The 12,260-nt window shown below is 32.9% G+C and carries 11 protein-coding genes; 5 read left to right on the top strand and 6 right to left on the bottom strand.

Features of this window, described 5'->3' with window-relative positions; genetic code table 11:
- The 3 genes from ACKJXD_RS11675 to ACKJXD_RS11665 all read right to left on the bottom strand — a co-directional run.
- Positions 1-464: hypothetical protein (locus tag ACKJXD_RS11675; protein WP_430876390.1), on the bottom strand; the 464-nt coding region annotated here is incomplete at its 3' end.
- Between the two features lie 400 nt (positions 465-864).
- Positions 865-1,935: a membrane-bound lytic murein transglycosylase MltC gene (mltC, locus tag ACKJXD_RS11670; protein ID WP_220215727.1), complete on the bottom strand. Its 1,071-nt coding sequence runs from the start codon at positions 1,933-1,935 to the stop codon at positions 865-867.
- Between the two features lie 8 nt (positions 1,936-1,943).
- Positions 1,944-2,213, bottom strand: coding sequence for an oxidative damage protection protein (locus ACKJXD_RS11665; RefSeq protein WP_294829329.1), 270 nt, complete (start codon positions 2,211-2,213; stop codon positions 1,944-1,946).
- Positions 2,214-2,421: 208 nt separating this feature from the next.
- On the opposite strand from ACKJXD_RS11665, the gene ACKJXD_RS11660 reads away from it, so the two are divergent.
- The 3 genes from ACKJXD_RS11660 (at position 2,422) to ACKJXD_RS11650 (ending at position 5,312) form a co-directional block, all read left to right on the top strand.
- Positions 2,422-3,633 carry an aspartate aminotransferase family protein gene (locus ACKJXD_RS11660; protein ID WP_220215729.1) on the top strand — a complete coding sequence of 404 codons (1,212 nt, stop codon included), beginning with the start codon at positions 2,422-2,424 and terminating at the stop codon, positions 3,631-3,633.
- 68 nt (positions 3,634-3,701) lie between these two features.
- On the top strand, positions 3,702-4,313 hold the full coding sequence (yihA, locus tag ACKJXD_RS11655) for a ribosome biogenesis GTP-binding protein YihA/YsxC (protein ID WP_430876389.1): 612 nt from the start codon (positions 3,702-3,704) through the stop codon (positions 4,311-4,313).
- Between the two features lie 12 nt (positions 4,314-4,325).
- On the top strand, positions 4,326-5,312 hold the full coding sequence (locus tag ACKJXD_RS11650; RefSeq protein WP_430876388.1) for a serine/threonine protein kinase: 987 nt from the start codon (positions 4,326-4,328) through the stop codon (positions 5,310-5,312).
- Positions 5,313-5,340: 28 nt separating this feature from the next.
- Here ACKJXD_RS11650 and ACKJXD_RS11645 read toward each other — a convergent pair whose 3' ends face one another.
- On the bottom strand, positions 5,341-5,637 hold the full coding sequence (locus tag ACKJXD_RS11645) for a GIY-YIG nuclease family protein (RefSeq protein ID WP_430876387.1): 297 nt from the start codon (positions 5,635-5,637) through the stop codon (positions 5,341-5,343).
- A 235-nt stretch (positions 5,638-5,872) separates the two neighbouring features.
- Between ACKJXD_RS11645 and ACKJXD_RS11640 the strand changes: the two genes are divergently transcribed.
- Both ACKJXD_RS11640 and ACKJXD_RS11635 read left to right on the top strand, forming a co-directional pair.
- Positions 5,873-6,577 (top strand): lipopolysaccharide core heptose(II) kinase RfaY, encoded by a 705-nt coding sequence (locus tag ACKJXD_RS11640; protein ID WP_294829318.1) that lies wholly within the window; start codon positions 5,873-5,875, stop codon positions 6,575-6,577.
- Positions 6,578-6,764: 187 nt separating this feature from the next.
- Positions 6,765-7,346 carry a hypothetical protein gene (locus ACKJXD_RS11635; protein WP_430876386.1) on the top strand — a complete coding sequence of 194 codons (582 nt, stop codon included), beginning with the start codon at positions 6,765-6,767 and terminating at the stop codon, positions 7,344-7,346.
- Positions 7,347-7,569: 223 nt separating this feature from the next.
- On the opposite strand, the gene ACKJXD_RS11630 is transcribed toward ACKJXD_RS11635, so the two are convergent.
- Together ACKJXD_RS11630 and ACKJXD_RS11625 are read right to left on the bottom strand one after the other, a co-directional pair.
- A complete protein-coding gene (locus ACKJXD_RS11630; RefSeq protein ID WP_294829313.1) occupies positions 7,570-8,604 on the bottom strand; it encodes a hypothetical protein in 1,035 nt (344 codons plus the stop codon).
- Between the two features lie 20 nt (positions 8,605-8,624).
- On the bottom strand, positions 8,625-12,179 hold the full coding sequence (locus ACKJXD_RS11625; protein WP_430876385.1) for a M23 family metallopeptidase: 3,555 nt from the start codon (positions 12,177-12,179) through the stop codon (positions 8,625-8,627).
- Between the last annotated feature and the right edge of the window lie 81 nt (positions 12,180-12,260).

The following is a 12,260-nucleotide window of genomic DNA, read 5'->3' as shown; positions in this document are numbered from 1 at the left end:
TTAAACGATGTCGCATAAACACTGTCTTTTAAACCGTCATAACTGGTGGTAGTTAAAATCGCTTTATACTCGCTATTTGTCGATAACGGCTCGCCATTATCGGTATCACCACGCCATAGCACCGCTTCATACGGACTGATTTCTTTAAATCGTAAGGTCTTTAACGGTTGACGGTTATCTACATCCGATTGGCGGTAAATGGTGATTTGATATTCAGCGATCTTAGTGGGATAGTTAGTGTAAATATAAAGCCCCATCGGTGTCGTAAACAATCCTTGTGACGTTAACTTCACTTTTGGGTTATAGATACTTAAATTAAGCTTTTCTTCTGCGTTAAATTCATCCCGAATAATATTTAATTTAGGTACATTTGTACTACCTGCATAAACAGAGTTTACCCCAAATAGCAAAATAAAACTTATACCCAGATTAGAAAATCTCCGGAAACGATTACATTTGACCATGAATTATAATTTCCTTTCACTTAATTACATCTATTGTTATAAAAATGAGGCTGATGTACCCTAAAAATAAAGAGAAGATAATGTACGAAATAGCTTCTAGTGTATAATAACAGTGTATTTAAAATTTGATAGTTAAATACTTACTACTATTTTCAATTATTTTAGATTTAGCTTAAATATTCATCAACTTCATATTTGCTAAGAGTTGTAAGCGGTTAACTAGCAGATAAAATAGAAGATTATCGATTTTTTAAGTTGCACAGTAAGTCTTTTTAAAGGAATGAAAGTTGAGGGTTAATAGTTTCAATTTTAAACATTCAAACTAAAAATTTCTTCAAAAAAAACCATCTTATTAAGATTAGGTTATCTAAATAAGATGGTTTTTTATAAATTTAGCTAATTACCGATTATCCAAAATTTTACTAACCTTAATTAGATAATTTCGGGATTCTTGAGAAATATGAGAAGTAACAAGTTTTCTATAAACTTGCTGAGGAGTCATCGCATTAATAATCTTAATTGCTTCATCACGGTCATTTGAAAAAGTGCGAAGCACACTTCCTGCACCACCATTATAAGAAGTAATCATTGCATATCTTAATGAAATAGGATTATTGATTCCCGCTAAATATTTTGTTTTCAATAACGACAAATAGGCGGTACCCATATCAACATTATTTTTCGGATCAAGTAAAAATTGTCTACTAGGTTCTCCTGATTTACCCCGTAATTTAAAAATATCTCGCCCAGCAGTATGTTGTTGAACTTGCATCAATCCTAGCGCATCACTACGACTAACAGCATATGGGTTAAATGCAGACTCTACTTCCATAATAGCCAAAATTAATCTCTCGTCAATAAAGTAACGATTCGAAGCTTCGATAACAAGTGGCAAAAATTTCTTAGCACGCTGATTAATATGATTAGGCACTAGTTTAATTTCAACATAAGTGATTTGATGCGAGCCAGAACGCCGAACCTTTAAATTATTGGCAATCAGATAATCAGCAAAATTATTCGCTCTTCCCATCCATCGAATAGGCTGCCTTTCTTGATCTAATACCTGATTATATAAAAATGGTTCTTGTGATAAATTTTGCCCGGCCTTTTCATGACGGATAATATCGTCAGGTTCAGGCATTAATAATGTTGAAATAATCGCTTCTTTTAAATTAATTATCGGTGTATCAGACAATGTTTCTATTGTAATCACGCCGGATACAAAATTAATGTGAACTCGAGTTTGAAGATTGTCTTCATATTGAACATAGTCTTTAGGCCCAGCAATAAGGACTTCTTTAGGTCCCCAAATCTGTTCAATGTTATTAGCATATTGGCTAATTAAAATATTAAATGCGTTAGTATCTTTGACGTAATAATCTTCATCTTCTAAATTGGCATTTTTACTAGGACAACCGCTCAAAAGACTTACGGTAACAAGCAATGTAATAATTTTGATATTATTTCTCATGTTAACTCTCAGTTCTCGGGTTTATAACCATCAATTATGATGTCCTCACCATCAAATAGAAACTTCACCATTTCATTTTCAATTTTTTTCCGATGTTCTGGATTCATCATATTGAGTTTATTTTCATTAATTAGCATAGTTTGTTTTTTGAGCCACTCTTGCCAAGCAAGTTTCGAAATTTCATTAAAGATACGCTTGCCAAGTTCTCCTGGATATAACTGAAAATCTAAACCTTCTGATTCTTCTTTTAAAAATTGGCAATAAATAATACGACTCATAGAAAGCTCTTTTAAATACAAATAGTGATTAATAATTGATTATACCTGAAAATAAATGATGAAAAGAAGTAAATTATTTTTACCTAAGACCAATATAAAATATTTATATTGAATTTTAATTCAAAATAAATGAATAATTATTTACTTTACTACCGCTTTAATTGGCATAAAATAACAAACAAACTAGACAAAATATAAGGATTAAAGCATGCAATCTCAAATCAGCCGTGAACTATTTGATGAAATTATTTTACCGGTTTATTCACCAGCCCAATTTATTCCCGTTAGAGGATTTGGTAGTCGAGTTTGGGATCAAAATGACCAAGAGTATATCGATTTTGCTGGCGGCATTGCAGTTAATGCATTAGGGCATTGTCATCCGAAACTAATAAAAACATTAAAAGAACAGAGTGAAAAATTATGGCATGTGAGTAATGTTTTTACTAATGAACCTGCGTTAATGCTTGCTCAAAAACTGATTGAGCATACTTTTGCTGATCGGGTATTTTTTGCTAATTCTGGAGCAGAAGCAAACGAAGCCGCATTTAAACTTGCTCGATATTATACAACAAAAAAGTTTCATCCTTATAAAACTAAAATTATCTCTTTTTATCAATCTTTTCATGGGCGCACTTTTTTCACCGTTTCAGTCGGTGGACAAGCCAAATATTCCGATGGATTTGGCCCTAAACCAGCGGATATTGTTCATATTCCTTTTAATAATCTCGAAGCAGTTAAGGCTGTCATGGATGATCATACTTGTGCCGTGGTGTTAGAACCCGTACAAGGTGAAGGCGGATTAACATCAGCGACGCCTGAGTTTTTAAAAGGCGTACGGTCGCTTTGTGATGAATATAATGCACTGCTAATATTTGATGAAGTCCAATGTGGTATGGGACGAACAGGCAGTTTATATACCTATCAACAATACAACATTATACCCGATATTTTAACTTCTGCTAAAGCATTAGGCGGTGGGTTTCCGATTAGTGCGATGTTAACCACCAATGAAATATCGGAAGTAATGCATGCAGGTGTGCATGGAACCACTTACGGCGGTAATCCCCTCGCTTGTGCTGTAGGATGTGAAGCTTTTGACATTATTAATTCACCTGAAGTTCTTCAAGGTGTCGAAAAACGACGTGCAATATTCATCGGAATGCTTGAAGAAATCAATGAAAAATTCAAAATATTTCGAGAATATCGAGGAAAAGGGCTATTGTTAGGTGCTGAGCTGCAACCAACGTTTTATAATAGGGCTCATGATTTTTTGACAGCAGCAACAGAATTTAAAGTGATGATATTAAATGCAGGCCCTAATGTATTACGTTTTACCCCCTCTCTCATCATTACCGAAGAAGAGATTAAAGAAGGAATGACTCGATTTGCAAAAGCAGTCGAAAAAGTTGTCAATGCATGAGTTTTTCTATACAGTAACGGCATTTTAATCGATTAAATGCCGTTTATGCATTTATAGGATACTTATTTATGTACGATATTCGCCCATTAAATTATGCAAAAACCAAGTTTATTTTAAGTGCACCAGATATTACCCATTTACCTTTTGATAGTGGCGTTGAAGTGGCATTTGCTGGTCGCTCTAATGCTGGAAAATCTAGTGCACTTAATATATTGACTAATCAAAAGGGATTAGCCAGAACCAGTAAAACGCCCGGTCGAACTCAACTCATCAATCTTTTTGAAGTTGAGCCTAATTGCCGTTTAGTTGACTTGCCAGGATATGGTTACGCTCAAGTACCGGAAGCAATTAAGCGAAAATGGCAGAAGTCATTAGGCGAATACTTACAAAAACGTGAAAGTCTTAAAGGCTTAGTGATATTAATGGATATCAGACATCCTTTAAAAGATTTGGATCAGCAAATGATTGAATGGGCTGTATCAGTCAATATACCCGTCATGTTATTATTGACCAAAGCCGACAAATTAGCATCAGGAGCCCTCAAAAAACAAGTTAATATGGTCAAGGAAGCAATTTTACCTTTCCAAGGGGATATTACCGTTGCACCTTTTTCATCACCTAAACGCATTGGACTTGATCCATTAAAATGGCAATTAAATGAATGGTTTAATCAACAATAAAAGAGAATGTTAATGAATTATTCAGATTTTTCATTTCAAACATTATCCCCTGAGTTAATCCTAGATAGTATAGCGTCAACGGGTATCCGTGTTGATTCAGGTTTAACGACCTTAAATAGTTATGAAAATCGTGTTTATCAATTTATGGATGAAGATCGCAAACGTTATGTTGTTAAATTTTATCGTCCACACCGATGGAATCGACAACAAATTATTGAAGAACATAAATTTACGCAACAACTATTTAATGCCGATATTCCAGTCATTGCGCCTTTAATCTTAAATAATTCAACGCTTCATGAACATAAAGGTTATATGTTTGCAGTATTTCCTAGTATTGGAGGAAGACAATACGAAATTGACAACATCGACCAGTTCGAATCAGTTGCAATGTTGCTTGGGCGAATGCATAAAATTGGTGCTGAACAAAGTTTTAATTTCCGTCCAACAATCGGGCTAGAAGAATATCTTTATCAACCTCGAGAGATTCTGTTAACTAGCCATTTTGTGCCCAAAAATATTTACATCGATTTTAAAAGCGTTTTAGAAAAATTAATCAGAACAATTGAGATACATTGGCATAATGATTGGCGATCAATACGTTTACAAGCGGATTGCCATGCCGGTAATATTTTATGGCGTGATGGTGCTATCTTTGTCGATTTTGATGACGCCCGTAATGGCCCTGCAATTCAGGATCTTTGGATGTTACTCTACGGTAATCTGCAAGAGCAACGCTTACAACTAGAAACCTTGCTTGAAATTTATCAAGAGTTTTATGATTTTGACTATATGCAACTTGCATTAATTGAGCCACTAAGAGCCATGAGAATGGTTCACCATTTAGCATGGATAATAACTCGTTGGCAAGATCCTGCTTTTCCTTTGGCCTTTCCTTGGTTAACAGATAGCGATTTTTGGCATCAACAACTCAAAATATTTGATCAACAAATTGAAGCAATTCAATCACCGCCAATAACATTAGGATCGATGTTTTAATGTAAATAAACAGTTGGTTGCAGATAATTTATTTAACTAATAATGTTAATAACTCATTTAAATTTGGCGATGAAGCAATGAGCTTTTCTTTCTGTTGTTTCGAGAGTTGTTTGATTCGATACTCAAGTCTTAAAGCAGTTGACTTATCGCCTACACTGAGTTGATAAACAACATCGAGATCATGATGTCCATTTAAATGTTTAGCACCTTTACCATTTTGGTGCTGAGATAATCTTCTTTTAACATCTGTGGTTATTCCCGTATAAAGTGTTTGTTTAGCGGTTCTAATAATATATAAAAACCAAATTGGTGATTTACTTGGCATAGTTATAAAGATAATAATCAATACATTTAACAATAGTATACAATGATAAAAAATAAAAATCTGATAGCAAAGTTGGATTATCATAATCCAATTATTCAAAAATGAATTTTTTTCGATATCATGATTAAAATCTGTTACTAATATAATTAATGTATATCATCGTTTCATTTACTTTAAGGTAGATAGTGTTTAAGATAAAGCAATTTTGTTATTGTTTGTCTTGAGGCGATAAAATTTGAATAACTTTGCAAACATTATTGAAGTAGAACGTGGAAATCTGAAATTTGCCTATGTTCAAAATGATGAAATCAATTATTTAACCCTTTTTGATCAATTTTTAGCTGAAGAAGGTCATCATGAATTACTTGACCCAAGTGATAGAATCGAAAGATATACCTATTTAATTAATGATAATCAAAATAAATTCATTTTTAAAATTGATGGTGGTGTTGAGCATCGCCTTGAACGCCGAATTATAGCAAAAATTACCGGTGATTTTTATTTTAATTTGATTTATAAATTAGCGAAAATGTCACTTGATCAATGCGATATCGCCTACGAACTTTATCTTGTCGCTTTTGATAAAATAACCAAGCGTCACTATATGATCTTCAACTTTATTGAAGGTAGATCATTGAAATGGGAAGAGATGAAAGAATATGAAGAACAAGTTAAATACTGTATCGAGAAACTGCATAGCTATAACTTAGTCTCTAATGATGTTCACGGTGGTAATTTTATTTTAACGCCTGAAGGAAAAGTTAAAGCAATTGATTTGACGAATTCGGGTTTTATTTGGTTAACTAAAGCAAACGATGCCATTGAATTACGTGAACGCTTTAATATAAAAATTAAAGTTCCAATGCTAGCAATGGCAATTAAAAATTTTACTCACGGATTTAAACGGTTATCAAGAAAAATTCGGGGTAAAGAGGATTAAAAATGTTATATAATGTGAGGGCATTGCTTCCTCACATCTTTACATTATTCATAAACACTTTTTCAACTTTAGACGTCGTATTTTATTAGCTGATTTTTAAATAATTTGTAGGTTTGTATTAGCAACATTGCGTAAATCAGTTAATAGTCAGATAAACTTAATCAAGTTATTCTATAAGGAATGTGCTATGAAAAAGTTATTAGTTTTATCCATGACATTGGTCACCCTAATTGGATGTACATCCCAGAAGATGATGTCAATTTATCATACTCAAGGTGTCGAAATAACCCAAAACTCATCAGGTGATGATATTGTTAATAAATATACCACCTCTATACCGTTTAAAACGTTACATGCATCATTACCGATTTGTATTGCCCAAGAACTTGATAATAACCCTGTAGTACTTACAAGTGAAAACTACTTTGGATCACCTTGGTGGTATTCTTATAATCTACCTTCACAACAATCAATAACCTTAAACAGAGGTGAAACAATCAAGTTGGTAGAAGGAAAACAAGTTGTTGTCAATGCTGTTACTGATTATCAGCGTAATACTAAATATTTTGTTAGTTACACTTTGACTGCTACTCGAAATCAACATAGTATCAACTATTTATTTAGTAATATTAAACAAGCACCACAATATACAGGTTCAATTAATGATGGATTTAATAATGTAAAAACAGAACAGCGATCCCATCCTGATTTGGTTATTGAGGCACTAAATAAAGAAGCGATTAAGATTCAATCTTGTTTGTTGAAATGATTAAAAAAAGAATGATGAGTTAAACAATTAACCTTAAAAAATGATTAATGCAAATTGGATTAAGACTGGTATTTTTGCAAAAAATATCAGTCTTAACTTGCATACTTTTACCATCAAATTATTAACTATTGTATCATCCTAATTTAATTATTTTTAACCTATTGTTATTGTTGCATTACTCGCATTGAATGATTAATCGTATCGTCATTCTAATGACCAACATTTAATCCAAGTAATCATCAATTAATAAATCACTAGCTTGTTGACAAAATTCAACCTCTTTTTCTGTGCATTGACGAGAAGATAATATTTCAAAATTATTTTCAGATTTTGTTTCAAAACTACATTTAGAATTAGATAGTGTAAACTTTTGCGAATTTGTAAATTGATAAAGCTCCTTTAAGATTACTTGATTAGTGTAATCTTTAGGACAAATCTTTAATTTTTCTGCTGTTTTTCTTTTGGCATCAAACGTAATAAAACGACCTGACAAGTTTAAATAAACAAACTTATCTTGAGCTAAATCATATGAATAATAAGCATCAATTATATTTCTATCATTAATACTATCCGTAGTTTTAGAAATATAAAAATCATTGTTTTCATGATCAAAATTTGCATCTCGATCGGTGTTTATACTCAAAAAAGAAAGAAAGTCATAACCGTCCAACTTACTAATTGTTTGAAATAAACTACCATCTTTTTTTCGATAGATATTGATTCCAACCACTTGTGCAAATCCTTTATTTTCATTTGAAATAAGCGTTTTAAAAAAGTAATCCTTAGTTGACTCTCTTTGTAATATTTCAACATTATTGAATTTGTTTTCCTTTTTTAATTTTTCATTAACGAGTTCTATCTCTTTATTTTCGCTATCATATTCAAATTTTTTTTGTAATTTAAAAGGACCATATAATTTTGAATCACAATCCAAAGTTTGATTTAAAATGATGGAGTTATCTTTCGTAAAAGCTATATTTTTTATTAGGATAGTATCTATAAACTGTTCATCAAAGTTTACGTTAGGAACATTAAATTCAATACCTTTCCCCTCTTTATATGTGGTATTTTTTTCAAGTTGTTTGGGTTCAAAATCATTACCGTTTAAATAAATAATATTTATGTCATATTCAAACAAAGCATCAAAATAGAATTCGACTTTGTTTTGTCCTAAAACACCTTCATAAACGCTATAATTTGCAAAAACAGAACTAGAAAAAAACACAATACATAAAACCACTTTTTGAATATTTAACATATCAACATTACTCCGATTTTTTAGACTTTTTTCCTTCGTTTATCATACACACTTTTTTGGATTTGTTTATTAATCGCTTTTAAATTAACAAATAAAGCCGGATTGATCTTGCAACCTAACTTATTGGTTTCTGCATCTTTTTTATTCGATCTGTTATATCTTGGTTTCATGGTTATTTCAAAATGTAAATGAGGATTAATGACTCCTTTAGCATTACCAGTATCGCCAGTATAACCTAACAAATCACCAGCTTTAACTTTAACACCTTCTTTTAAATGTGCTAATCTTTTACTCAAATGGCAATATCTTAAGTAGAAATAATTGGCATTAAGATTAAAATCATCTCCTTGCATGACCTCATTTTTAAACTCAAGCGATGAGCCATTTCGGGATTTTCTTAAATCTTCACCTTTAACTTTTAAAACTAATACTTTTCCATAACCTCGCGGATCCTCGTGAAGTGAAGCAATTTCGCCATCCAAACAAGCAAAACATTGAGTACCAATATCTGCAAATAAATCTAATCCTGTATGAGCTTTTCTACTTCCATCAGCTCGCCTACGGACTAATCCAAATGCGCCATTTTGAGGTTTGACAGCACCGCCTGAATTGTAATAAGTTCTCTGCGGATATTTAAGCGGTTCATGCCAGCAACTACTTGTAGATTTTTGTACCGGTACCGGTTTCGGTTCTGGTTCTGGCTTAGGTTCTGTTTTTACCTCTGGTTCGGGTTCCGGTATTGGTTCTGGTTCAGCTTCTATTACAGGCTCACACCAGATATCTGGTTCAATATTAAAATAATCTATCATCGCTACAGGATGTATATACCATAGTTGACCGTCAGCTGATAAATTTTTGAGTATTGGTTTATAACCTGTTGGATAGTTTTGATTTGATTCGCCTGTTTGAATTGATTGTGCTTGTGCGACTTCTTTCCACCATAATAATGGTTTAATGCGATCTTCTTTTTCGATTTGCCAATTGCTTTTGACATGTTCATGAGCTTCATTCAATTTTTGTAGTGCAAAATCACGCTCATGCTTTTTATCAATTCCTCGAATTTCTAGCAATTTTTCAATGTTTTGTTGTTGTTGTTGTTTTTGTTCTTCAAATAATTCGTCTATTTCATGCCATTTGGTGAGCGCCTCATCGGCATACCATTCACTTTCATATTTTACGAATAAATGTCCAAGCTGTTCTGCCGCCCAACTTGTTCGTAACAAGCCTTTGAATTGTTCCTTTGTAAAAGGTTTTTTTTCTTTTAATTTCATTAATTGTAAAAAATTTTCGATTTCACTTTTTGCATTATGTGGCAAGTAACTTAATTGCTGAAGATTATGTTCAGATTGGCTAAAAATTCTCAGGATAGCTAACATTGTTTCAGTACAATCTTCTGTGTCTAATTTTACGGCATGATTCTGACTCACCTTTTTTGAAAATTCTCCGACTGAAGCTTTCTCTTCAATCATGCTAAAACCAGACCAATGCCAAGGACTCACTCGTTTTACATGTTCTTGAGCTCCTTTTTTAGTATTGATCCAACCTTGTATTGGTATTCCTTGTTTATTTCCTGCGATAATCCTTAACCATAAGGATTCTGGATCTGCATCATCTCTTGCTATGAGTCTATCATCGTCTTCAATAGAATTAAGGGGTATTGTTCGTGGATAATATACTGTGTTGTATATATCGTCCTCGGGTATACTATCTGAAGATAATGGAAAATTATTCCAATAATCAATTCTAGCGTTTAGTTGCCCATCTTGACCATGCAAATGCCATACATCCTTTGATGCTACCCAATAGCATTTGTCTTCAAGACAAAATTGTATTTTAAATAATGCGTCATCCTCAATACCATCATTTGCAATTAAACTCGTTACTGGAGGGTTGTTAACGAGTTCAACCTCATCAGGAATATCGCCAATCATCAATTCAGGAAAACTATTTTTATAATGATTAATTAGCCAATTCTTATCATCGTCGGTTAAACGATATCGTTTTTTTTCATTTTTAATTTCTTCATCTTGATTTTGTTCTACATCTATACAATCTTCTGTCTTTAAATCAGTTTGAGATGTCACTTTTGAAGGATTAAAAAAGACCAACGGCATGCTTAACGTATAGTCAGGATTGATCTTGATATAATAATTAATTGAATTATCAATAAACTTTATCCCCAACCCAGCGCGTAAAAAACCATCCGGTTTAGTCGGTACAAATAGCTTTGCTTTTTTTTCAACTAAAATAATATTCTTTTCACTTTCTGGTAGCTGGTCTGCTAAAGCACGAGTTTTACTAATAAACGCAGGCAAATCATCACAAGTAAACAATTCTATGTGCGCTAATTTTGGTAATTTATTACCTAACGCACGTTTCATCTTCGATAATAATGCTTCTTTTGGTTCGTCAAAGCGTTGACTTTGACTGACATTGTGTCCGATATAACCGATAAAATCCCCCTTTCCTATCGGAACTGGCTGTTTTAATACCACAACTTCATCTAATTTTTCTGGTTTTAGCGCTGTTAACGTCAACGAGGATAATTTGACATAGCCTTTATGAGTTGAATCTTGGCTACCATTTTCAACTTTTAAGCTAGAAGGGATAACACAACCACTAATTTTTTTAATTTTGGCATAGCCATTTTCTTGACCATCGAATTCAAAAGTCGCTGTTTTAGGTAAATATGTTAATTTTTGTTGATCATCAGCAGAGTCATATACAGCTATACCGCTGATCTCGACCTCAGGACAACCTACCATATTATAATTTTCCCGACAGATTTCATAATCTTTGTTGGCATCAGCTGTTTTTCCTGTTGGTCGTTCTAATGCTGTAGTACCGATATCTTCATACCAAACATAACCTTCAGTATCCCCCAATTCAGTTTTGAATTCGCTTGAAGTCACTAAAGTACCTTGAGTGATTGATACAATCTTATACCAACCTGATTGCCCATTTTTTTGCTCGCCTAATCGGATTTTACTGCCTTTTAGTAATAAACCGACGACTTCTGTACCTTCTCCTTCTTTTCGTATTGCACTACCTTCAATAGCATCTGTCATTGATTCATTAACTTTTCCAGCTTCCACCCGCCAAAAATGAGGATATTCAACCTGACAAATATTTTTTTGCTGGTAACCATACCAATCAAGCTGATGCATATATAAACTATATAAGATTATCGCAGGTGGGGTTTCGGTTGAATCAGGAATTTTGGGCATTTTCAAATAGTGACGAACTAACGTAAAACCACTTGAAAAATAGGCTACTTTTTGTTGTTCTTGATATGGTGCAATAAGCTCTTCATTATCTTGGTACACAATTTTAGGATATACATTATTAATTCGATAGGCAATAACTTCTCCATTTGCCATACACCATAGTTTGTCATTATTACCTATTTTATTTAAAAAGGACGCATCGATATGAATACCACCATGCCATATTCCATCTTCACTGAACGGAAAAAAGCCACTCTCTGCTTCCGCCAAAGCTTTATAATAGGCGTCTTGGCTTAGTTGTTTTTCTCCTACCGGAAAAATAAAGTTAGTTATTGTTTTTATTGTCATTGTTTTATTTCCTTAATCCGAAAAACCTTTTGAGTTAAACGTAATAAATTTTTTCAGTAATAACTCAAGTTCTTTATTATT

Origin of the sequence: Gilliamella sp. G0441 (genome assembly GCF_050589305.1) — a bacterium.
Lineage (GTDB): Bacteria > Pseudomonadota > Gammaproteobacteria > Enterobacterales > Orbaceae > Gilliamella.
Note: the sequence above shows the minus strand (reverse complement) of the source record. Positions and strands in the feature narration are given on the sequence as shown.